The organism is Paeniglutamicibacter sp. Y32M11 (genome assembly GCF_019285735.1).
Taxonomy (GTDB): Bacteria; Actinomycetota; Actinomycetes; order Actinomycetales; family Micrococcaceae; genus Paeniglutamicibacter.
Genome location: NZ_CP079107.1, coordinates 331,771 through 355,622, shown reverse-complemented (window position 1 = coordinate 355,622; position 23,852 = coordinate 331,771). Strand labels below are relative to the sequence as shown.

The window sequence follows — 23,852 nt, the reverse complement described above, 5'->3', positions numbered from 1 at the left end:
ATTTGTGGGATTTCCCGAATTTAGAAAGAAAATTCACCACCAGTATTCCCCCGCTTGGCATTCCCTACCCAGCCGCGCTCGTTAATGTGTGCGTCCTTCTCGGTATCTCGGGTACCTGTGGGTGGCCACGCCTATGCTGAGCCCAAGAGCATTTCAAGGAGGAACCTGTGGAAACTTCCCCGCTATCTAGCAACCAAAAATTCATTGCTGCATTCCCGTCCGACTACCCGAAAGAACCGACCGAGTCTGATCGCGAACCCGATATTTGGCAGCTTCCATCGCGGGGCATCGAATGGTGCGATTGCGATCAGCACCACCGCCTAGATAGGGACATCGTCGCCGCGATTGCTCACGATGTGGTTGATGACCCCGAATTCATGAGCCATGACGAAGTCATTGATACGGCGATGGACCTATGGAACTACGAATCAGTGTGCCAATTCTTCCTCCTTGCTATCCGCCATTCAGCGACCATCATGAACGGCCACCCTGCCACAAGGTACGCTTTTGAGCGCGGTCTTCAGATCGTGGCGCATTTTTCTAAAACGTGGCAAGGCTGCCCCGAGGAAATCTGTTCCCCCGCTCATGACCGCAAAAACTAGGCCTTCACGACCGGAATCTCCGCCCACTCGGTAGTGAACTTTGGCGAGGAATAGTCTCGCTTCATCGACCACCCGGGTTCCGTGGCTAGTCCCCCAGAGCCTAAGCCAATTGATTTGTTCCCGAACCGGGCCTTGACCGCTCCGAGCACATCGCCGACGTGCTTCTCATCCGATCCTGCGTCAAAGATTCCAAAGACCGCTTGCTCGGGTTCGGGCTGTAATCCGGAGAGAACGACACCTCCGCGTACGTAGGAAGCGCCCGGAAGCATGATTTCCCGCATGGCCCCGACAGCTAGCCGAGTCAGCAAAATCGGGTCCTGGGTGGGCGCGGGAAGTTTGAGGGTGATCGAGGGGAATGACGCTTCTCCGGAGGCGAAGCGGCTGGTGCCGGCGGTGATAGTGACTAAGGTGGCCCAGAGTCCGTCGTTCATCAATCGGGAGGCACCGCGTTGGGCATAAATGGACATCACCTCAACCATCTCCTCGATGGTTCGCACGGGGCTGGAGAACGAGCGTGAGTACATGATTTGCTGCTTGTCAGCTCGCTCCTCATTGTGGGCGATACACGGCGTTCCGTTAAGTTCCAGCACGGTGCGTTGAAGCACTACGGAGAACTTCTTGCGAATGTCAGTAACATCGGCGGCCTTGAGGTCAGCGATGCTGGTGATGCCCAACCCGGCGAGCCGGGTTCCGGTGCGCGAGCCGACGCCCCATAGATCCGTGACCGGAACCCTGGATTGGATGTCCGCAACAAGCTGTGGGTCCATGGAATCCATGGAACATACCCCGCCAAGATGGGCATTGTGCTTGGCGACGTGGTTGGCGAACTTGGCCAGAGTTTTGGTGGGCGCAACGCCCACACACACCGGTACCCCGACGCTGCGGGCTACGGCGGCACGAATAGTTGTCGCTAGTTTGCCAAGCTGGTCGGGATTACCTTGAACACCGATAAACGACTCATCGATGGAGTACACCTCTTGCCATGTCCCGTAGCGCGAGAGCACTTCCATGACCCTGGCACTCATGTCCCCATAGAGTTCATAATTGCTCGATCGCACCACCATGCCATGGCTTTGCATGAACTGTTTGACTTGGAAAAAGGGTGCACCGGTGGTAATTCCTAGGTTCTTAGCCTCCTGCGAGCGCGCCACAACGCAACCATCGTTGTTGGAAAGGACGACAACCGGTCGGCCGACCAGCTTCGGGTCAAAGACCCGCTCGCAGGAGACATAGAAGTTATTAACGTCCACCAACGCAATTCGTTCGCTCATGATGTCCTCGCCAAGGAACGCTGTAATCTAGGTGGAACCCCTGTAGCCGACGCCGCCACGGTGGTGTCGCTCGGATGAGGCTGGCTGGCACAAGTTCTGGCAGGTACGCCACGAGGCGTCGGCGCGATGACTGATTTCCTACACATGGTGCAAACATCGTGTGACGACGCCCCACACGATGGTCTCTTCGGCCACGGCTTCTGCCTGTTCTGCTGGCACTTCGTCACTGACGAGGACGAGGGAGCCCCGGTGATCTACTAGCCTGCGGATCACCAGTTCTCCGTCTTGGATGGCAATGACCACTGATCCATCGCGTGGCGCCAGAGCCCTGTCCACAATAACTTCGTCTCCGTGGCTGATCCCCGCGGAGGCCATCGAGTTGCCGGAGACGCGCATGAGAAAAGTGGACGTTCGGTCCCTAATCAGGAGGCGGTTCAGATCGATTCCGCCGTTGTAGTAATCTCTCGCCGGAGAGGGAAACCCCATGGCTTCTACGGCACCGACCGGACCTTGTGAATCGGGCGAGGGCGGCTGTGGCTGCGGCAAATCTGTTCCGAACACGAGCACCGCCTTTTCTAGAACAAAGATTCGATACTCAGCCTACCAGCGGAAGCTCACACGGGTAATCCCCCCGCCACCCCATCGCGTAAGGATTAATGCGCGGCGTATCCGGGCCCGGACCCTATGTGATTCTAGATAAAGGACGGCCCCGTCACCCAGCAGCAATCCGGAGCATCGGCATAACCGCCGAACGGCGGCCGTGCCCCCGGGGAAGATCCACACGGCGCAGCGCCATACTGCGCCCGAGCCGTGGCCTCCCGGGCTCGGAACCCAATGTGGACAAGGTGGCCACCGCGATTTTCAACGAAACGTGTTGAGGACGCATGATATCTACTCTTTCAGCCAAGGAAGAGACGGGGGAGTCGCCTATTTCCTGCGGATTAGTACTCGTGCTGGGTACACCCTATGTGGCTAATGTTGCTGGTGTCACGGATGTGACTGCGTGGAAATAGCACCACGTCAACCCTGCCAACGTTCGGTTTCGGGTGGGTTGACGCGGTTTTCTGGGCCCTCAGTTCTAGCGCTTAAGCGTTTTGTCTCAGCGCGTTTTTCTGGACTTTACCGGTGGAAGTACGCGGCAAATCCTGAGGGAACTTGATAATTTTGGGAACCTTGTATCCCGCCAATTGGGTGCGGGCGTGAGCCTGCAGGGTTGGGGCATCAACGTGGGAACCGCTGGACAGGATAACGTAGGCCACCGGAGTTTCGCCCCATTTTTCGTCCGGCACACCGATCACCGCGACGTCCAGGACCTCCGGATGACTCGCGAAAGCCTGCTCGACCTCAATGGTCGAAATATTCTCACCGCCGGAAATGATGATGTCCTTGGCACGGTCCTTGAGCTGAATGTAGCCATCGGGATGCATCACACCCAAATCCCCGGTGTGGAACCACCCTCCGGCGAACGCGGTGGCGGTGGCTTCCTCGTCGCGGTAATAGCCGATCATCACGTTATTGCCACGCAGCACGATTTCACCCATGGTTTCCCCATCGGCGGGCACATCCTTCATCTCCATATCCACAATGCGCGCCGATTCTGCCTGAACCATGCCCACGCCCTGCCGGGAGACCCTCTGCGCCTTGGCCTCTTGATCCAAATCATCCCAGGCGTCCTGATACTCGCAGATCGTATAGGGGCCATAGACCTCGGTGAGACCGTAGACGTGGACCACGTCAATGCCCAGTTTTTGCAGCTTTTGAATGATTGCTGGGGAGGGCGGCGCCCCGGCGGTGGTGATCTTGATGCCGCGCTCCAGCGCGTGGGCCCGGGTTGAGTCGGCAATGATGGAGCAGACGGTCGGGGCACCACAGAGGTGGGTGACGCCGAGGTCATCAATCGCGTCCCACACCGGCTGATCGCGCACGCCGCGCAGGCACAGGTGCGTGCCACCGGCTGCGGTGACCGCCCATGGAGTGCACCACCCGTTGCAATGGAACATCGGCAGGGTCCACAGATACCGAGTGTGCGCGTCAAAGCCCTGGTGGAAGGCCTCCCCCAGAGAATTCAGGTAGCTGCCGCGGTGCGAGTACAGCACACCCTTGGGTTTGCCCGTGGTCCCCGAGGTGTAGTTCAGCGTGATCGGCGCGCGCTCATCGGCAATCGCATAGTCAAGATCCGCCCCGGTGCCCGTGGAAAGGAAGTCACTATAGATGTCATCCACTTCCACCTCTGGCCTGATCCCGGCGAACTCCGAATCCTGGATCTCAATGAGAGCCTCAAGGGTTGGAATCTCGGAGCGCAGGGAAGCAGTTGCGGCCAGCAACTCGGAGTCGGCAAGAAGGATTTTTGCTCCGGAATGTTCCATGATGTAGCCCAGCTCCCGGGCGGAGAGCCTAGTATTCAGCGCCACGAGGACACCACCCGCAAGCGGGACGGCGTAGTGAGCGAAAAGCATCTCTGGAATGTTGGGAGCCAGCACCGCCACCCGATCTCCCGGGTGGATGCGAGCGGCAAGCGCCTTCGCGAACCTTTGAACCTCGGCACCAAATTGTGCATAGCTATAGGTCCTCGCGCCATGAACGATGGCGTCCTTGGACGGGTAAACCTCCACGGAGCGTTGCAGGAATCGCAGCGGCGTCAGCTCCGAGTAGTTGGCCAGTGGCTGCACATCCATGTAGTCCTCTATTCCGATCATGATCCATACCCCTGCGGGAGGCTCGCTTGCGTGTGACGCACGATACAATCGTCCTTTCTAGACTAAAGGCTGGAACTGCGTTTCACAATCGGACACCCAGTGCCGCATTGCTTGTGGTAAGGATGCCTTCCCAACCCGTGAACGCCTCCTTAGATCCGTTGCAGCGTTTAAAATCCACGTTTGACTCTCGCGAAGAAGGCCCAAAATCCCACCAGACCGAGCCGCGAATTCGCAGCTTGGTCGGTGAATGGCAAAAAGATTGTCCCGATCCATCGGCGCGACTGCCCGCCGGAATGCGCCGCGACCATAAACGGCGTAGGCTCAACGAGAGGGCGAAAGGTGAATAATGAGCCAATCTGAGTACTTTGAAGAACAGCTGAGCAAGGTGGAGGACGATTCCGTCGCCGAACTCACTGCGTTATGTCGCAAGCTGCAGGACCAGCAGCCCGGTTCCCGGGTTCCGCTCATTGACCCAGTGCACGACGTAGATGAGGCTCGGGTTATTTCCTTGCAAATCGCGCCGGGCCCCGGAACGTCTTCGGGCTTCCTGTCTTTGCGCAACGACGATCCCACCGCGGCACGGCTTGCTGCAGTCTATGAGGCTGCCGGGCTGGAGCCGCGTTTTGGTATCCCGTGGAATGTCTTCCCGTGGGAGCTGCCCGAGGGCGGCACCAAGCTAACACCGGATCAGGTGAAGGCGGGTATCCGCCCGCTGAAGGAGCTTATGCGAATCGCATACCGCACCTCAGCGATCATCGCCCATGGCACCGAGGCCAAGCGCCTGGTGCAGGCGTGGATCAAGGCAGGTGGCCAGCAGGTCATTAACCAGCGTGGTATCAAGATCTACGAAGTCCGTTCCACCGCTGATCGAGCCTTCCTAGGCTCGGCAGAAAAGCAGCAGGCATGGTTCGACGAAATGGTTGCCGCCTACACGGACGCCATGGCGCGAGCCGGATTGCGTCCAGCCGCCAAGTGAAGGTACTCGTCCTCGGTGCCGGAGACCTCGGTACCGAGGTCGGACTCCGCTTTCAGGCCGCGGGCCACCACGTCACAGCGTGGCGCCGCCGCCCCGAACTGCTCCCCTCTACCTTTGCCAGCGCGCGGGTTGACTTGGGCACGAATGCCACCACCTGGCCCCGGATAGATCCCGACACCGAGGTCATAGTTTTCACTCCCGCGGCGCCCGAACGCAGCGAAGAAGCCTACCGACGCACGTATTTAGAGGCAACGCGCCGCCTCATCCAGACGCTTGAGCGCGACGGAGTTACCCCCCGGCGTTTGCTCATGGTCTCCTCCACCGCCGTATTCGGAGATGCGAATGGCGGATGGGTAGACGAGGACACCGCGATTGCCCCAAGCACCGCTACCGCACGGATCCTGGCCGAGGCTGAAACGCTGCTGCATCAATTCGCCCCTTCTGCCATCGTCCTTCGTTTGGCGGGCATCTATGGTCCGGGACGTAACTACCTGATCACCCAGGTAAAAACCGGGGCCGCCCGCAAACCCGAACATTCGGTATGGACCAACAGGATTCACCGCGACGACGCCGCCGCCGCCATTGTGCACCTCTGCACCATGGAGAATTCCCCGGCGCAGCTCTACCTGGGGATAGATCATGAACCCGCCGAATTATCCGAGGTCCAGACCTTCTTGGCACACCAACTCGGGCTGCCCGAACCTCAAGTCGGCACCGCCACGGTGAACCGGGGAGGCGACAGACGCCTGTCCAACGCACGCCTGTTGTCTACCGGCTTCGTTTTCACTTTCCCTAGCTATCGCGAAGGATATGCGAGCGTGCTCGGCGGCAACGGCACGCGCCACCCCTAACCCCTCGGTAGGGCTTAGACCCGATGGCTTAACGCCGAACACCCGCGTAGCCGTGGCGCTCACCCAAGAGTAGGTGCACACTACGGCTACGCGGGTGTTGATCATGATTACCGGGTACTACTTTGACCAGATGTCATCCCCGCGCAGCGTTGCGTCCGCGCCGCCGTCAATGTAAATCGTTTGACCGGTGACATGAGTATTCTCCTCGCTCGTCAGCCAGGCCAGCATGCGGGCAATCACCACTGCCTCGGAGTGGTAGTTCAGCGGCATCGGCACATTGTCGTCAGCCATCTTGCGGCCCTCTTCGGTGGCCAGCAATTCACGGGTCATATTGGTAATGACGGTTCCGGGCGCCACCGCATTAAGTGGAATTCCCGCACCCGCCCATGCCTCGGTGATGCATTCGCGGCGGATCCAGCGGGAAATCGCGCGTTTCGATGATGGGTAGTTCAGGTAGCCGGTGCGCGGTCCCGCAGCTTCCAGCTCGCCACCAATGCGGAGAGCCTCGGTCTCGTCGCCGGCCATCAGCGCCTCGACCAGCGCTTCGGAATTCACCTGCAGGGAAGCCATAGAGGAAACGACGGCAACCCGCGGGGCGGACGATGCGGAGAGTGCGGGCAATAGGCCTTCGAGGAACGCCGTTACACCGAAGAAGTTGACCGCGACGGTGAACGCCTTGGGTGCGGAGACACCTGCTGCGGCGATGACCGCATCGATCTTTCCAGCACTGGCAAGCAAGGTGTCGGCAATGGCGCTTGCACGTCCGGCCGCGGTGGAAAGATCGGCGTTCACTTCGGCGTTCCGAAGGTCCACACCGATAACTTTGTGGCCGCGCTCGCGAAGTAGTTCGGCGGTTGCAGCGCCAATGCCAGAAGCGGATCCTGTGACGACATACGTTCTCATGGAGAGCTGACCCTTCTCGGGAGTCCATGGGCGGCCGAGACCGATTGTCCCGCCCTCATCCCCAACGGACGATCCCTTCATGATCCCGACGTTACTCCTCAGCATTCTGGCATTACGCCGCTTTCACCCATAGCGCGAGGCATGGAAATTCTAGAAACCGGTGCTACGTACGGTATTGAGTTCGTCCTCGTTCGGATGGCACCACAGCCGACCCTAGCCGCCTCCGTCGTCGAGGCTACAGATCCGAGCGACAGGAGAACCACGGCCGCTAAGATTCAGATTTTGCGTCAGCAGTCATGAAGTCAAAGAAGCCCCAAGGAACGGCGCGGAAATCACCTCCGCACCGCCCTGGGGTTCCTTGTCACTTCATTGACAAAAGAGGGGCTCAGAAGCCCTTACGCAGGGGGTTGAAGTGTCGCGCCACGGCCGGCTTTTCCTTGCCGACGATCCCGGCGGCCAGCATCTTGCCGGTGAGCGGACCAAGAGCGACGCCCCACATGCCATGGCCGCCGCCCACATGAACGCGCGGAGAACGAGTGGCGCCGACCAGCGGCAGTCCATCGGCGGTGCAGGGACGACCGCCAACCCATTCTTCCTTGCGGTTTTCCCAATTGATGCCCTTGTAAACCGGGGCCGCGGCGGCCACGATGGCCTCGATGCGCTTGGGCTCCAATTGGTGGTTGACGTCGCGGAATTCCATGGTGCCCGCAATGCGGAAACGATCGCCCAACGGGGTGCAGGCCACACGCTGGGACGGGAAGTAGATCGGATGCGTCGGCATGACCTCGGGCTGAACCGTGAACGAGTATCCACGGCCGGCCTGCACCACAACGTTGACACCAAACTTCTTGGTCAAGTCATTCATCCAGGCTCCGGTGGCCATGACCACGTGATCCGCGGTCATCGCGCGACCCTCGGAACCAATGACGGTCACCGAGGTGCCGTTGTCACGGATGTCGGTGACGTTGAAGGCGCCAACGATGTCGCCACCGCGAGCCACCACGGATTCGGCCAGGGACTGCATGTACTTCGGCGGGTTAAGGAAGCGCTGATTCTTGATAGCAACGCCGGCAGCTACGTCATCGGAGAGAGTCGGCTCGATGGCGCGCAGCTCATCTCCAGTGAGCAAGTCGAACTCGACGTTGCCTCCGGTCTTATGAATCATCTCGAATTCGTGCAACAGGACTTCGCGGTCCTTCAGTGATTTGAAGCCAGTCAGGAACGGGTCGGCCGACGTGGTTTTTTCAGCGACTCCCGGGCCCGCGCCGGTACCTTCGGCGATCTCGTCAAAGGCGTCCAGACCGGTGGTCCCGATCTCCGAGTAGACGCGCATGGCTTCCTGCCACTTCTTCGGGGTACTGTGCCACGCGAAGCCCACCAGGAAACGCAGTAGCTTGGCGTCGGCCTTGAGCGGAATGTAGAGCGGGGAGGCCGGGTCGAACATCATCTTCAAGCCGTTGGTGAAGATCGACGGTTCGGCAATCGGCAAGGTCAGCGCCGGGGTGAGCCAACCAGCATTGCCCCACGAAGAGCCCGAGGCCACGCCGCCGCGGTCAACCACGGTGACCTTAACGCCCTCTTCTTGCAGGTACCAAGCCGCAGACAGACCGACGAAGCCTGCACCGACAATAACTACATGTTCTGGCGTTGCTGTGCTGGCCATAATCCACGCTCCCGTTCAAGAAATTTCGAATATCTAATCTCAACTTTGGCCGGGAAAGTGATGCGAAGCAACGCCAGTTCACTTTTCATCGGTGACTCACGACACAACGACGCTCGAACTGCAATAACTGCAGTAAATGCGTCATCTGACCGCATTTACTACAGAAAGATATGTAACGTGCTGATTTCTGACCCGTTACACCGCGATGCAATCCCACCCTTATCCTCGATCCAATGAGACCGAAGAGCAAGAGCTGCAGCCAGTTCGTCCACGGCAGGTTGTCCAACGGTCCGTTCCTCCACACGGCCGCCCAAACAGTCGCAACTATGATGTGCACCGCGGCGGCGGCGCAAAGGACTGTAACGTGGGCGCACCCCTTTAGACTGATGGCATGTCTTCCGCTGCACCCATGATCTCGTCGACCACCCTGATTCGAAATCTGGTCGGCCCCCTCAGCCTCGATCGCGGCGCAGCCTACGCGACTCAGGGACGGGTTCTGGACGTTGACTGGGTCGCACCGATGAGCATCGTGCGAGCCAGCGTCCTGGGATCGGGCGGAAACATTTACCGGACGGCCGTGCACTCCCAAATCCGCGACGGCTACTTGATGCCCCAACACGGCATTTGCACCTGCCCCGTGGGCTCAAACTGCAAACATGCTGCGGCTGCACTCTTGGCCTACATGTGGGGCGGATCCACTGAAGTCGAGGAAATCGACCCACGGGCCCCTTGGGAACGAACCCTGCTCTCGCTGATGGGCGAAGACGGCACCGAGAAGCAAGACCTCGAAGAACGCACACTAGGGGTTCAATTTGAGCTTCGTCCACGGACGCTGCACCGGTACCAGGCCGCAGCGATAGCGAAGATCAAGGGCGGGGATATCCCGCACACCTCAAAGCTTGAGTTGGTGCTGCGCCCCGTGCAGCTCAATGACAAGGGTCGCTGGGTCTCCGGCAATCTCGCATGGCAGCATTTTCGCTACACCCGAACCGGCGGCATCCCTAAATTGCCCTTCGATTTCGCCTACGACCCAGACCAGATTGAATGGTTCTGCGCCCTCTTGCAGCTAAACTCCTTCACCGCCTGGAACGGCACCCATCTCTCGGTAAGCGACTTCCTCTCCCCCATGCTGTGGGAGCACCTGCGCACGGCCGCCGGACTTGGCGTCGAGCTACGTGGACCATCGGCAAAATCCACCATCAAGGTACACGAGCCCGTCGCCATCAGGACCGATGTCCTCACCGAGGGCAAGAAGCTTCGCGTCCGCCCCCTCGTCGACATACTTCCCGCGGAATTCAATACCGACTTCATCGGCAGCGTCGCTGACCACGGAGTTTTCTGGTGGAGCGCTACCGAGGGCATGAAACATGTAAATCTCAATCTGGCACCGACCCGCGCACGTATCCCTCCGCTTCTGACCGGACTGCTCGGCACGGACAAAAAGGTACTCATCCCGGCCAACGCACGGGAGAATTTTGAGCAGGAATACCTCCCCAAATTAGCCAAGGCCTCCGAGCTCTCCTCAGTTGACCACTCCATCCAGGTACCAACCTCGATGGAACCGACCATGCAGCTGCTGCTTAAGCATGTCTTGTGGAGCCCCGAAAATCCACGTAAGCGCAAAGAGGACAAAGCCTCCGTTCCCGGATTTGAGCTGCACTGGGGCTATTCTTACGGCGACACCCTCCTACCGTTGCGCGCGCAGCCCACCGCTGGCATCGAGCGAAACACCAAGGCCGAAATGGTACTGCAGCGCGAGGCAAGCGCCGCCATGGCCGACTTCCCGGCTGCCTTCAATTCGGTGTTCACCAACGCGCACCACCATGCTGTTGCCAACATCACCGTCATTACCTTGACCGGAGTCGAGGCGGCACACTTCATCAACACCGCGCTGCCCGCCCTGCGTCGCATCAAGAATTTGGAAGTCACCGTCGAGGGTATAGCCGCGGATTATGAGGAACTCACTGCCGACCCATTGATCACCATCTCCACGGAAAACACCGAATCGAATGACTGGTTCGATCTTGGTGTGGAGGTACGCATCGATGGGAACAATGTTCCGTTCACCGAGCTGTTCCAAGCCCTGGCGCACGCGGATCAATACCTCATGCTGCCCGACGGGAAGTACTTTGCGCTGGACCGCCCGGAATACGAGCAGTTGCGCCGGCTCATCGAGGAGGCGCGCACGCTCTCGGATGCGACCGCGGACGGAAGCATCCGAATTTCCAAGCATCAGGCATCCCTTTGGGAGGACCTCAAAGACATCGCCACCAACGTGGAGGCCTCCGAAGCGTGGAAGGAATCCGCCGAGGGACTGACGAACATCATGACCGTCAAGCATGCCCCGGTGCCGGCTGGCATCAATGCCACGCTGCGTCCATACCAGCGCGAGGGCTTCGAATGGCTATCCTTCCTCTACGACAATTCACTCGGCGGAGTGCTCGCAGATGACATGGGACTGGGCAAAACCTTGCAGACGCTGGCACTCATCCAGCATGCCAAGGACCACCACGACGAGTCCACGGGACCGATGCCGCCGTTCTTGGTCATCGCCCCGACCTCCGTCGTCTCGAACTGGGAAGCCGAAGCCAGACGCTTCGCCCCGGACCTGAGCAGCATCTACATCACCGAAACGGTCCGCCGCGGTGGTGTCCCGTTGCAAGATATCGCGGCAAGCGTGGATATCGTCATCACCTCCTACGGCCTGTTCCGCATCGATCAGGACGAATACGCTTCCACCAAGTTCTCGGGGCTGATCCTCGATGAGGCGCAGTTCGTGAAGAACCCAACGACTCAGGCTGCCAAGCAGGCTCGCGACTTCCCCACACCCTTCAAGCTGGCCATCACCGGCACTCCGATGGAGAACAACCTCTCCGAGCTTTGGTCCTTGTTTGCCGTTGCTGCGCCGGGGCTTTTCCCCACGCTTAAGCGCTTTGACGAGACTTACCGGAAACCCATCGAGAAGGACGGAGACGACGAGGCCCTGAAGCGCCTACGCCGCCGTATCCGTCCGCTCATGCTGCGCCGCACCAAGGAATTGGTGGCCACCGACCTGCCGGAGAAACAAGAGCAGGTTCTTGAGCTTGATCTCAGCCCCAAACATCGCGTGATCTACCAGCGCCATCTGCAGCGCGAGCGCCAGAAGGTGCTGGGAATGCTCGAAGACATGGACAAGAATCGCTTCGCCGTGTTCTCGTCGCTCACCAAGCTGCGCCAGCTTTCGCTGGATGCCTCACTCATCGACGACGAGTACTCCTCGGTGCCCAGCAGCAAGCTTGATGCCCTGCTTGAACAACTCGAGGATCTCACCTCCGAGGGCCACAATGCCCTAGTTTTCAGCCAGTTCACTTCCTTCCTCACCAAGGCCAGTGATCGTCTCAACGCGGCAGGAATCGAGCACGCCTATCTTGATGGGTCCACCACCAAGCGTGCCAAGGTTATCGAGTCCTTTACCTCCGGGAAGGTTCAGGTGTTCCTGATCTCGCTGAAAGCCGGCGGATTCGGCCTAAACCTCACCCAGGCTGATTACTGCTTCCTCATGGACCCGTGGTGGAACCCTGCCTCGGAGAACCAAGCCGTCGACCGCGCCCACCGCATCGGGCAGAAGCGCAACGTCATGGTCTACCGCATGGTCTCCAAGAACACCATCGAAGAAAAGGTCATGGCGTTGAAGGACAAGAAGGCCAAGCTCTTCACCGCGGTGCTCGACGATGACGCGGCGTTCGCCTCCGCGATCAGCGCCGATGACGTGCGCTCGCTCTTCGCCGACTAACTCCTACGCGCAGCACCACCCCCCCCAGCATAAATCCACTGATTGCACCCATTTAGAGGGAGACGGTAAAGACATGTCAAAAGCAAAGTCAGCCAAGAACAAGGCACACGCAGGGCACCCCGCCCGCAATCCCAGTGCCGGGGCCTCGAAGTTTGAAGATCAGGTGCGCGGGGCCATGCTGCCCTACGTGGCGGCGTTGCGCGCGTACTTCAACCAGCAGCACTCCCCCGCCGACACGGAAGCTGGCATCGAGGGCCTAGTCACCCTGCTGACGGTGCACGCTCGTCTGCGCGAAAAGGTGGCGGTGTCCGAGCTGAACCATGATGCGCTGGCTATCCAGTTTAAGGATCTGCGGTCGATCGGTGACGAAGTCGCCGTGACCTGTGCCAGCATGCTGCGCGAGTTTGTGCTCTTTCTCGCCGAGAGCGGGCGGTGGAGCGGATCCGTCGAGGAATTCCAGGCGGTCTTTGACCTCATCACAGCCCAGGGCGGGCAGTCGCCTGTCCAAGTTCCGGAACTTGACGATGCCAGTGCGGACGAACGTTGGGCCAAGTTGCCGATGGTTCATACCGCACGGGCCTTGCTCGAGTGGGTCGGCGAGGGCCGCGAAGTCCAACCCACTGGCGGATTATTGGAAGCTGACCTCGTGGCAGCTGCCGCAGCCATTGGCTTGGAGGTCAAGCTGGATGCTACGACCACGAAGGCGGCGGTTTGGAATCCGGAGGCTGGAACGGCCGTCGCCTCCATCGAGCAGCTCCCCAAGGTTGGTGCCTACTGGGATGCACTATTGCGTGCGGGCCTGCTGACTAAGCAGCTAGAGAAGGCTGTACCCACCCCGGCTGTCGCCGAGGCGTTGAATGCCGACTCTGGGTTCAGCGCCCGTGGTGTTAAGGATCTTTTGGCCGAAGGCATCTATGCTCACATGCTGCTCAACGGCGTGGAGACCAAGCACGGGAACATGGTCACCCAGATGTCAGCGGCACTACTGGGAAAGGCTGGATCGGCCCACCCACCGCGGACCGAAGCAGCGTTCTCGGTTCCCGCACCCGGCGAATTGGCACCCGAACAAGAACACCTCCAACCATTATTTGAAAAGACAGTTCCTGCCGCACAGACGTTGCTGCGTGCCATGGAAGCAGAAGGACTGGTGAGAATCGGAAAACATATTCGAGTGCCCCGCGTGCTTCGAGCTTCTTTGGAACGCGCGTTAACGCGTGTGGCCGAACAGCTTCTGGCCTAGCCACTCGTGGCTTAACGGCGTCAGGCGGAGGACACGCAGAAACGCGTCCTCCGCCTGACATTGTTGGGTTCAGAGGTACCTAGTGCCTAGATACTGCGGGTGGCCATTTCAGTATCAAGGCGCGGCAACCGGTCAAACCAGGGGTTTTCTCCCGGAGTGCCCACATTGACAATCAGGAAGGCGTGATTGGCCGATCCCTCGTTGATAACGCCGTCCACTCCAGCCGCGTCAAATCCACCCATGGGGCCGGCATGCAGGCCCGCAGCGCGGACGGACATGATGAAGTATCCGGCCTGCATCCATGCGTTGTTTTTGGCGATTTCGGCTCGCATCGTGGCATCGCCGTCAAACATCGCTTTGCGCTCGGCCGCGTGTGGGAAGAACACGGGGAACTGTTCGTGCCAGTCGGCGTCATAGCTCAGCACCGCCAGCGCGGGTGCCGATAGGGACTTGGGCCGATTCATTTCCATCATCTGGCCAACAACTGCCTCGCGGGCTTCTGCACTCTTAACCCAGGTGATGCGCAGCGGCTGATTATTCATCATCGTCGGGCCCATTTTGGTGAGCTCATAAATGGCTTCAAGGGTCTCTTCGGAGACTTCGTCGTTCGAAAAAGTATTGGCGGTACGGGCCTCAAGGAACAGCTTGTCTGCCGTGTCTTTGTCGATGGCTAGCTGGTCGTACACGTTTGTGACAGCTTCAATGCTCATTTATGTGGTGCTCTCCATGCGGGATTTGGTGGTTTCCTACTGCTAGATAACCGCCTTGCAAGTTCAATTCATTCCCGCTGGGGCAAATAACCGGATCACTCGATCCCGGCTCGGCTAAGGGTACTTAAACATCAGCACGCCCGACGGCGCCGAAGGTAGCTTCCCTTGGGGGTAGAAACTACCAGGAATCTTGGGCGTCAAATGCTCCTTGGGGGAAAGCATTTGACACGATTCCCCTAGTGCTAACCAACTTGGGGGCTTGGTCAGCGGGACTGGCGTCGTCTGGCGTGCTGGAGGTGATACCTAGAAACGCCACTCGCAAAACATTTCCGGGTTCCACCAATCGGCTATGCCGCCGATCTAGTAACAACACTATCCACACCGGCAGTGCAGCACATTAGACTATTGGCCATAGTTAGTGAGGTAACCTCACTAAATGCGTTGCCCGCCCGTTTGCTCCACATGGTGCCCCTTGCCCATTCCCAACGTACTTGCGGGTAATTCCGCGCGCACTACCCAATCACCGCGAACACGTTGAGCCGAAAGCGTGCCTCCGAAAGTTGCCATCCTGTCGGACATTCCAACTATCCCCGAGCTATGTCCACCGCTGCCGAAGCCTTGATCTGTGCTTAGTCGGGGCAACGCGTTCGCAACTTCCAGCCAAATGCGGTTTCCGACCACCAACGCTTCGATCCGGCACGGAGCATCCGGTTCAGCATGTTTGACGATGTTTGTCGTGGATTCCTGCAACACCCGATACAACGCCGTCTGCGCGGATTGCGGCAGCGAGGCAAGCTTAGGGTCAACCTTGGTTTCGGTGGGATGCCCTAGGTCCACCAAACGTTCGGCAAAAACCTCAACACCAATCAGGATCTCCAGACTGCTGGCCGCGTTTCCTGCCGAATCGACGAGCGATCCATCCACACGCGTGGCTGGGCCGTCTTTGCGCAGAACATTGAGCATGACCCGCAAATCCTGCAGGGCTTCCCTTGAGGTTGCTCCAATAACTTTGAGGGCTGCCTGGGCCACCGCGGGATCACCCGAGAATCCCGCGGCCTTGGCCTGCATAGAAATGACGGTGATGTCATGCGCCACGATGTCATGAAGGTCCCGCGCGATGGCCTTGCGCTCTGCGTCAACTGCTTCTTGCTGCTTGATTCGCAGGTCTTCGATGCGCTTCCGGTCCGCTTCGCGTTGTTCCTGATATTTTCGTGCGAAAAGCGCGACGAAGTATGCAGCGGCCAACAACGGGATCAGGAGGATCAAGAATCCAACGTCGTACGAACGCACCACAACGATGGAAATTGACCAAGCCAGCGTCACTAAAAAGTATCTAAATGAGAATTTCCGGGTTTGGGTCAACGTCACCAAGCCCAGTAGGAGTGGAACCACAAGCAGGGCGAAAAGGTACTTACCCACGACCAAGGCCAAGATCATGGCCAGAACTGACGCTACGACAGCTATCCGTGTCCTCACCCACAGCAGCCCCAGAGCCAGAGTGAAGGCCCCGCTAACCATAACTTCCGTTGCCCGAACCATTTGCTGCGCAGGATCAGCTTCGCTGAGCAGACTCACCACATCGGTGATGAGCAACAACGCAACAATACCGCTGGCAATGAGAAGAATCGTCCGTCCTAACGGAGCGGACGATAATTCGTTTACGGTCAGTGGAGAACGAGATAGTTTCACTACCCCATTCTGTCTGAAAGTAGGGCTCATGTCAGTGAGCCCTACTTTCCAGAAAAATCAGCGGCACAAGGCCCCGAGGTTACGGCATACCCAGTCGTTGAAAGCGTCAGAGGCACCAGCAGGTGAGGCAACTGGAAGCGATAGACCTTGTGCTCCCGCTGCTTGGGCAGGAATGGCGGCAGGCAGAAGCAAGGCCAAGGACATGGTTACAGCGGCGAGAATGCGAGTTTTAGGAGTCATGTTGCTCATTCTCGCACCAATTTCTCAAAGTCAACAGATAAATTTCAATGAATTCTTTATGACAGGCCCGTCGCCACTATCAGGTGAGCGAAGTTCATTAGACTCAAAACGTGACAGATATCCAGATTCTTGTAGTCGATAATGAACCACTCATGCGCCAAGCCCTGAAAATTATTATCGAGGCCGCCCCCGGATTCCACTGGATGGGGGAGGCAACCAACGGCATTGAGGCTGTTGATTTTTGCGTGGGAAACTCCCCCGATGTCATTTTGATGGACATGCAGATGCCACGCATGGACGGCGTAGAAGCCACCGGAATCATTACAACCAATTATCCTGGCATCGGAATTCTGGCCATCACAGCTTTCTCTTCCGAGGAATTCCTCGTTCCCGCACTGCGCGCGGGGGCAGCTGGCTATCTCGTAAAAGACGCTGAACCCACGGAGATTCTCGGAGCCATTCAAGCGGTACACGATGGAAACGCAGCCATTTCGGCTTCGGTCTCACAGGACCTTATTCGTGCTATTCGTGACGCGCATGAGGTCAAGTCGAACAATGCCAATCGTCATGGCACGATGGCGCTCTCGGACCGAGAGCTAGAAGTTCTACGATTGCTAGCGAGGGGTTTGAACAACCCTGAGATCGCCGCCACGCTGCACCTTTCCGAGGCAACCGTCAAGGCTCATCTGAGCCGTGCCATGGCCAAATTCGGCGTTCGCGACAGGGTTCAACTCTTGATCCGCGCCACCCAGCTCGGACTTGTTGAATTGCACATGGATTAGGTGGCCGAATCAGCCGAAGGCTCGTAATCGGATCGCTCGATATCCGATACCACAAGCAAACATGACAGTTCCGCCGATGACAGCACTCGTAGGAAGGGTCACCACAAGTACGGCACAGCCAATAGCGCCGGAGACCCCCAACCAGACTGGATTCAAACGTTCAGCGCGTGGCTGCTTAACTGCCGCAATGTTGGCGATCAAGTAGTACACCAGCACCCCGAAGGACGAGAACCCGATGGCCGTGCCCAAATCGAAGAAGAAGATCAGCAGTAATACTGCCGCTCCGACGGCGAGTTCGGCTCGGTGCGGTGTTGAAAAACGAGGGTGGATGGCGGACAACGCATGAGGTAAATCGCGCTCTCGAGCCATGGCCATCGCGGTCCTCCCCAACCCGGCTATCAACGCTAAAAGCGCACCCAGAGACGCCAGCGCCGCAGCGATTTGGACCAACGGAGAGGCCCACGAGTCACCTAGTGCAGTAGCCAACGGTCGGGTACTTTGAGCGATTCCTCCGGGTCCCAAAACACTAATCAACACCGCGGCCACCGCTGCATAGAGCACCACAACTATTCCCAGCCCAATCCCGATGGCACGAGGAATTGCCGTGCGTGGGTTCCTGACTTCCTCACCAAGTGTCGCAATGCGCGCGTAACCAGCAAAGGCGAAGAACAGCAGCCCTGCTCCTTGCAACACTCCGAGAATTCCAGTTCCGGCCCCTGGTACATAGTCTGGCCGCGAAGGTCCGCCAGCCAGAATCATCACCACGATCACGGCCAAAAGAGCCAGCACTGCCGAAACTATGACGCGTGCGGCAACGGCCGTTCGCGTGACACCAAGATAGTTAACGCTCACCAGCAGCAGCACTGCAGCGGCGGCCACTGGTTTGACCCACACATCGGGAACCACATAGGTCGCAAAGGTTAGCGCCATGGCTGCTGCAGAAGCTGTTTTCCCGACAACAAATCCCCAGCCAGCAATGAAGCCCGGCCACTGCCCCAAAACCTCTCGCCCGTACGCATACGTGCCGCCGGAAGTCGGGTAACGAGCCGCGAGCTGGGCGCTCGAGCGAGCGTTGGCATACGCCAAAGCTGCGGCAAGAACCAGCGAGATGAGAAGCGCAGAACCGGCCGCTGCGGCAGCTGGGGTAAACGCTGAAAACAGCCCGGCCCCGACCATCGCGCCGAGACCGATCATGACCGCGTCAGAGGTGCCCAATCGACGTTGAAGTTTGGGTTCGACAGTTCCTTCTCTATTACCGCGCATCCTCTCCTTGTACCGGAGTTAGGTTAACAAAAGGCAACGGGTTCCACGGAATGATTGATATGACCGGTATGTGTCCCCGGGCATTGTTCACACCCCAGCTTGCCCTCGGTCCTGGGCAGAGCCAATCCGCTTATGCTCAGAGAGCATTGTTGAATTCTGGAATCGAACGGGGACATTGATGAACTTGGGGCACTTTGCAGTTATCGACACCGAAACCACAGGACTATTCCCTGGTAATCATGACCGCATCGCGGAAATTGCTGTCATCACCATGGACCGTTCCGGCACAGTTTTGGACCGCTGGGAAACCCTCATCAATCCAGAACGTGATCTGGGCAAGCAATCTCTCCATGGCATACGAGCCAAAGATATCCTCAGCGCTCCGCGGTTTACGGATATCGCTTCGGAACTCGAATGGCGACTGTCTGGAACGATTGTCGTCGGGCACAATCTCGGGTTCGATGCACGATTCCTTGACGCTGAATTCCGTCGCGCTGGGCTCACACTTCCAGAATTCTATTTACCCCGCGGTTTATGCACGATGCAGATGGCCCACGAATATCTCCCGGGCGCCGGGCGCTCCCTGCAGGACTGCTGCGATTCATTCAGCATCGAGTTGCGACATGCTCACAGCGCCGGGGACGATGCAGAAGCTACCGCGGTGCTCCTAGCAAGATATATGGAATTGGACCCCGATCTGGGCGACTGGGACTTTCTGCTCAACGAAGCGGCTCAGACCATGTGGGTTCCAAATCCTCCGCGGCAGCTGCTGAAACCCACACATAGGTCTACATCCGCTTCCAAGGAAGTTCATTTTGTTGATCGAGTTGTTGATCGGCTTCCCGAAATCAGCGGACCAGCTGAGCATCAGGAGTATTTGGCATTGTTGGACCGCGCGCTCCTGGATCGCCAACTCTCGGCACATGAGCAATCAGCGTTGATCGCATTGGCCGATGAACTGCAGATTAGCCGGCCAACCATCATCGAACTGCACTCCCGATACTTCTCATCCGTGGCAGCAACCGCATGGAACGATGGACTTCTCACCAAAATCGAACTCGAAGATCTAGAAACCATTGCCCGTCTGCTTCGGATTCCCCCAGCACAATTCGAAGTCGCTTCACGCACAAAACCACGTCGCAGCGCCGTCGATTCCGTAGTGGCGGCTTCGCCGCGGACGGTACTCAAATCCGGCGACCTAATCGTCCTCACCGGGGACATGACCCAACCCCGCAGCACCATCGAGGCGGCACTGGAATCCTCGGGATACATCCCCCATTCGGCCGTTACGAAGAAGGTCAAGCTACTCGTCGCGGCCGATCCGGACACCCTATCGGGAAAGGCACGCAAAGCCCGCGCCTACGGCATTCCAGTCGTTGGCGAAGACTTCTTGTGGAACCAAATCCTCAACATTCCTCGCTAAAAAATCCAGAAATTTCTTCCCCCGGTACCATCGGCCGGAGCTCGCTAGTATGCTCAAGCCATCAACTGCGATGCTCTGGTTCCAGGCATCATCCAGAGGTTCAACAGTGTGGAATGACGATGTCCCCCAAATATCCGAAATCATTCACAAAACCGCAGCGGTCACGAGGAAATACTTCCAGTCCATCGGTAGTCCGCCTCGACGAGGTGCGGCTACGGCACGAACTGCCACGTGTCCTGCCGGCCTTCGAATCTTGGTGCGAGAAAACTCATTTTGATCGACACGGTTCCGAGCTCACGAATCGAATAACGGCGGTTCTGGAAAACTACGCGCGAGTCAGTGGCGGCCGAATGATCACGTCTTTTGGCGTGCCGGCCCTCGCATTAACGCTTGACGAGTTGATGTTCGGCCAACCAACAAACGATTTCCTAGAAATGTCTCATGCTCTTGGCGCCTATCTCCAATTCCTGCACAGCACGAACACCTGGACCGGCACCCCAGAAGAATTCCAGCGGGTCGCATCCTATTTAGACTGCTTCAGCTTCCCTAAGCGCGAACCCGGCTATTCCGAGATCCCACAGCTCCATGGGGTTCTCGTTACGGTCCCGAGGCTGAGCCAAGAGGAGGTCTATGAATGCATCGCGAATCTACCCCTGACGCGCCGAATGCAGTCGTTCTTTCGATGGTTTGGTCCGAGGCGAGAGATTACCGGTGCGAAGATCTTGACCCGGAAACATGTTCAAGAGGCTTCAAAATCGCTGGATGTCGAAGCCATCTACGACACCGCACGGCTACCGAAGAGTGGGTCATCTGATGATGGTCCAGTGGTGTTCACCAGCGCGCGGCATGTCACGAGGCTCTCCTTGTACTGGGACGCCATGGTGGGGGCCGGTCTCATCGATCTGAGTACCACTCGCGCCTATCCGAGCAGGCAGGCGATCTTGGCCTTCGAAGACCCCGCGCGCCACCTCGCCATAGCTGTCCGACGCGTAGCACAACGCATGTACCGCTCGGTTTCCGTGGAGGATGAATCAATCTACCAAGGCGTGGAGACGGGCTATCTGACCCGCTATTTTCTTTTGGAAGCGGCAGTTGAACCAATAGACGTTGCCGTACTCAAACACCCCATCCGTGGACTCGACAACGACGACCCACGGGGAAATCCCGAAGCCATCAACGCGTCGTGGAAGCGCTTGGAAAGGCTGCGTCCCGAGGGGCTGATTCGGATTGATTCGCGGCTTTCCGTTCCCAATGCTCTGATCAAGCCGTTGGTGTTGGAACTTGCCCGCCCCTCTGCGGTTCAGTTCCAGTTCGCACAGACCGATGACGATGATCCCGACTTCACCGGGTACCCCGCGTCATGGAGCTGAAGTGCCTTCGCGCTGACTACAGGGCTACCTCGGTCTCGATAACTTCACCGTTGACGCTACGTACCTTCCAGCTACCTTCGTTATTGTCGATCAGCGACACCGAGGCGTTAAAGATGGTGTCGAACGTGTATCCGGCGAGCGCCGACAACGTGTAGCGGATGATGGTTCCGTGGCACACGACGGCAACATTCTTGCCCGGGAAATCCGCGGCAATCTTGGCGATAGCTGCTTGCCCGCGCGCCACCGTGGAGTCCAGAGTCTCGATGCCCCCGCCAGTCTTGTTGGGCCAAAGCTTCTCCGACTCTTCCAGTCGCATGCCTTCAGCCTGGCCGTAATCGCGTTCTATCAGCTCGTCGTAGGTACGGCCCAGCTCAATGCCCAAACCGTCGGCAAGAATCTGCGCCGTCTCTCGTGCCCGTGATAGCGGTGAACTAACAATGGCATCCCAAGTTGTTGCACCCAAGATCGCGACCGCATCGCGAGCTTGCTGTCGGCCCACGTTGTTCAGTGGAATGTCGGTTGAGCCCTGCAGGAAGTCCTGCGCGTTCCAGTTGGTCTGTCCATGACGAATAAATCCGATTTTCATGCCTCCATTCTCTCGCGGGTGGCCTCACCACTCGCCCACCGACAGGCAGCGGACAGCACATTCCTGCCGATGTTACGGAAGGCGCCGCCGGACCCAACACTCGACGCTATTGCTTTACCATCTCGCTCACGAGCCCGGTGGCGGTGTCGGCAAGAAAGGTTCGTTCCCATCGATCTGATCCCGAAACTACCGCACACTCTACGATGGCCCTGCCGAGTGCGACGTCAGGGGCGGTTACCGTATAGGTAGGAGTGAAATACAGGGTTTCGGCTCCGGACGCAAGGTCGACCGGAGGGAATGCCTTGGTGATGTCGCCGTCGAAGTTGCCCGCCAGCTTCACCCTTATCGGTGCCTTCCCTTGGTTCCTGAATCGTCCGGTGAAGGCCAGAATGTCTCCTGCCCGGAGCCCCGGGGCTGGCGTTCCATAGTTGACGTCTTGAGCTTCGCGTGTGCCCAGCTCTTGTTCACCGTCACCGTATCCCTGGCCAATTTCCTTCCAGGTGTGCACGCCCCAAGTTCCGGCTGAGGCGGAAATGACGTGGGTGTCACCCACGTTGACCCATGTTTCGGGTCGTCCCGGGGTGATCGAGCGCAACACCATGGCGAAGCTTCCGCCGTCGTTGTCCCGATATGCAGCCGCCGCTGACTCCAGTGCCCGCGCTGACAATCCCTGGGGGTCGAGTCTCGCAAAAACGATCTCCGAGTACCCATTGCGTTCATAGAGCACACCCAAGGAACCATCGGCAAGTATGGCTCCGCTTGAATAGGCGCTGCTGCCCGCGCAAATCGTAGCTACGGGCCGCCAGCTGTACCCTTCGTCGGTGGAGAGACTGAGTACCGTGTTCCGGCGCAGCTCGGTGTCGCGGTTATTGGTCATCAGGAGGGCGCGCTCTTTTCCCATGCCTGTCGCCAGGATACTGCCGTTGTCGCTCGGATCGGGCAGCGAGGGCACCGGTCGAAGCGGCCCATAACTGTGGCCACCATCCGTCGAGACGACCTGAAGCCGCATGCCCTTTGCGCGCGAGTTCAGCAGTACCCTTCCGCCGCTGATTTCTACGACCTTGTTTTCGTTGGCTTCTACCGCGGTGAGTTCACCCAAAGTCCACGATTCACCGTGATCATCCGAATAGGCTGAAGCGGCCCGGATCTCACCGTGCGCCAAAAGCACCATTTGCTGAACGAGGCGCCCGGCGTATGGCCCGAATTCTAGCTGAATGCCAGTTCCGGCAGCGGCAAAGAGACCGGTAATCCCCTCGGACTTGAGCTGCGCGGTAATCCGCCGATGGGTCCAGGTCAAACCGTCATCATCCGAATGCGAGAGATCCACATGTTGAACGGAATCCTCGGGTTCAAGCCCTTCGATGGCCTCGAAGAAACCGGCGTGGGTTCCGGCTGCGTGAAAACAGAAAATTCTGGAGGTTAGCTTGTCTACCAAGAGACTCGGATCGCCGAAGCCTTGGAGTCCAGACCCTGAACGGATATTGGCCTGAGGTTCCCAACTGCGCCCATTATCAAGACTGCGCCTGATCAAAAGATCAATGGTGTTGGGTAGGTCATCAAGGTTGGGTCGCCCGTCGTAGGCAGCAAGCACGGTTCCGGTGGTGGAAATGGCAAGTGCCGGTATTCGATATTGGCGATAACCTCCGGTTCCTCGTGTGGCGAGTACCATGTGGGAGAACTCATAAGGTTCATGTTTCATCCTCTAGAACTACAACTTTTGTTCACCACGTCCAACTTTTACGCGTTGAGTTACGGGTTCCAACTTCGTCCCGATACGGTGTTGGCATCCTCCCCCCTCTATTCATTCGTTCGCTT

The 23,852-nt window shown here is 58.4% G+C and carries 18 protein-coding genes; 8 read left to right on the top strand and 10 right to left on the bottom strand.

Annotation, left to right across the window (positions count from 1 at the left end; translation table 11 throughout):
- Window positions 1-167 precede the first annotated feature (167 nt).
- Window positions 168-602, top strand: a complete 435-nt coding sequence (locus KUF55_RS01610; RefSeq protein WP_218817791.1) for a hypothetical protein — start codon at window positions 168-170, stop codon at window positions 600-602.
- On the opposite strand, the gene KUF55_RS01605 is transcribed toward KUF55_RS01610, so the two are convergent.
- From KUF55_RS01605 to KUF55_RS01595, 3 genes are all read right to left on the bottom strand, one after another.
- Entirely contained in the window at window positions 599-1,873 is a 1,275-nt protein-coding gene (locus KUF55_RS01605; RefSeq protein ID WP_218817790.1) for a Y-family DNA polymerase, read from the bottom strand. The genes KUF55_RS01610 and KUF55_RS01605 overlap by 4 nt on opposite strands.
- Window positions 1,874-2,011: 138 nt before the next feature.
- Window positions 2,012-2,434 (bottom strand): LexA family protein, encoded by a 423-nt coding sequence (locus KUF55_RS01600; RefSeq protein WP_370630942.1) that lies wholly within the window; start codon window positions 2,432-2,434, stop codon window positions 2,012-2,014.
- A 524-nt stretch (window positions 2,435-2,958) separates the two neighbouring features.
- Window positions 2,959-4,569 carry an AMP-binding protein gene (locus tag KUF55_RS01595; RefSeq protein ID WP_255557231.1) on the bottom strand — a complete coding sequence of 537 codons (1,611 nt, stop codon included), beginning with the start codon at window positions 4,567-4,569 and terminating at the stop codon, window positions 2,959-2,961.
- A gap of 346 nt (window positions 4,570-4,915) precedes the next feature.
- Here KUF55_RS01595 and KUF55_RS01590 point away from each other — a divergent pair, with 346 nt between their 5' ends.
- Together KUF55_RS01590 and KUF55_RS01585 are read left to right on the top strand one after the other, a co-directional pair.
- Window positions 4,916-5,545 carry a uracil-DNA glycosylase gene (locus KUF55_RS01590; protein WP_132364439.1) on the top strand — a complete coding sequence of 210 codons (630 nt, stop codon included), beginning with the start codon at window positions 4,916-4,918 and terminating at the stop codon, window positions 5,543-5,545.
- Window positions 5,542-6,396, top strand: a complete 855-nt coding sequence (locus KUF55_RS01585) for an SDR family oxidoreductase (protein ID WP_218817789.1) — start codon at window positions 5,542-5,544, stop codon at window positions 6,394-6,396. Before KUF55_RS01590 ends, KUF55_RS01585 begins: the two co-directional genes overlap by 4 nt.
- A 117-nt stretch (window positions 6,397-6,513) precedes the next feature.
- On the opposite strand, the gene KUF55_RS01580 is transcribed toward KUF55_RS01585, so the two are convergent.
- Entirely contained in the window at window positions 6,514-7,299 is a 786-nt protein-coding gene (locus tag KUF55_RS01580; protein WP_132364609.1) for an SDR family oxidoreductase, read from the bottom strand.
- A gap of 385 nt (window positions 7,300-7,684) precedes the next feature.
- Window positions 7,685-8,962, bottom strand: a complete 1,278-nt coding sequence (locus KUF55_RS01575; protein ID WP_132364435.1) for an FAD-binding oxidoreductase — start codon at window positions 8,960-8,962, stop codon at window positions 7,685-7,687.
- 391 nt (window positions 8,963-9,353) lie between these two features.
- On the opposite strand from KUF55_RS01575, the gene KUF55_RS01570 reads away from it, so the two are divergent.
- Complete coding sequence (locus tag KUF55_RS01570; protein ID WP_218817788.1) at window positions 9,354-12,734, top strand: SNF2-related protein; 3,381 nt, start codon at window positions 9,354-9,356, stop codon at window positions 12,732-12,734.
- Window positions 12,735-12,807: 73 nt separating this feature from the next.
- Complete coding sequence (locus KUF55_RS01565; RefSeq protein ID WP_218817787.1) at window positions 12,808-13,974, top strand: hypothetical protein; 1,167 nt, start codon at window positions 12,808-12,810, stop codon at window positions 13,972-13,974.
- 86 nt (window positions 13,975-14,060) lie between these two features.
- On the opposite strand, the gene KUF55_RS01560 is transcribed toward KUF55_RS01565, so the two are convergent.
- On the bottom strand, window positions 14,061-14,684 hold the full coding sequence (locus tag KUF55_RS01560; protein WP_218817786.1) for a malonic semialdehyde reductase: 624 nt from the start codon (window positions 14,682-14,684) through the stop codon (window positions 14,061-14,063).
- Between the two features lie 432 nt (window positions 14,685-15,116).
- The gene (locus KUF55_RS01555; RefSeq protein ID WP_218817785.1) at window positions 15,117-16,373 is read right to left on the bottom strand and encodes a sensor histidine kinase; all 1,257 of its coding nucleotides are present in this window, start codon (window positions 16,371-16,373) and stop codon (window positions 15,117-15,119) included.
- A 392-nt stretch (window positions 16,374-16,765) separates the two neighbouring features.
- On the opposite strand from KUF55_RS01555, the gene KUF55_RS01550 reads away from it, so the two are divergent.
- Complete coding sequence (locus tag KUF55_RS01550) at window positions 16,766-17,395, top strand: response regulator transcription factor (RefSeq protein WP_255557421.1); 630 nt, start codon at window positions 16,766-16,768, stop codon at window positions 17,393-17,395.
- Window positions 17,396-17,404: 9 nt separating this feature from the next.
- Here the strand turns inward: KUF55_RS01550 and KUF55_RS01545 are convergent, their stop codons facing one another.
- Window positions 17,405-18,658 (bottom strand): APC family permease, encoded by a 1,254-nt coding sequence (locus KUF55_RS01545; RefSeq protein WP_218817784.1) that lies wholly within the window; start codon window positions 18,656-18,658, stop codon window positions 17,405-17,407.
- A gap of 178 nt (window positions 18,659-18,836) precedes the next feature.
- On the opposite strand from KUF55_RS01545, the gene KUF55_RS01540 reads away from it, so the two are divergent.
- Together KUF55_RS01540 and KUF55_RS01535 are read left to right on the top strand one after the other, a co-directional pair.
- Window positions 18,837-20,081 (top strand): exonuclease domain-containing protein, encoded by a 1,245-nt coding sequence (locus KUF55_RS01540; protein ID WP_218817783.1) that lies wholly within the window; start codon window positions 18,837-18,839, stop codon window positions 20,079-20,081.
- An 824-nt stretch (window positions 20,082-20,905) separates the two neighbouring features.
- A complete protein-coding gene (locus tag KUF55_RS01535; protein WP_218817782.1) occupies window positions 20,906-21,451 on the top strand; it encodes a hypothetical protein in 546 nt (181 codons plus the stop codon).
- Window positions 21,452-21,467: 16 nt separating this feature from the next.
- Here KUF55_RS01535 and KUF55_RS01530 read toward each other — a convergent pair whose 3' ends face one another.
- Both KUF55_RS01530 and KUF55_RS01525 read right to left on the bottom strand, forming a co-directional pair.
- Window positions 21,468-22,037, bottom strand: a complete 570-nt coding sequence (locus KUF55_RS01530; protein WP_218817781.1) for a histidine phosphatase family protein — start codon at window positions 22,035-22,037, stop codon at window positions 21,468-21,470.
- Between the two features lie 106 nt (window positions 22,038-22,143).
- Window positions 22,144-23,706, bottom strand: a complete 1,563-nt coding sequence (locus tag KUF55_RS01525; RefSeq protein ID WP_255557228.1) for an exo-alpha-sialidase — start codon at window positions 23,704-23,706, stop codon at window positions 22,144-22,146.
- Between the last annotated feature and the right edge of the window lie 146 nt (window positions 23,707-23,852).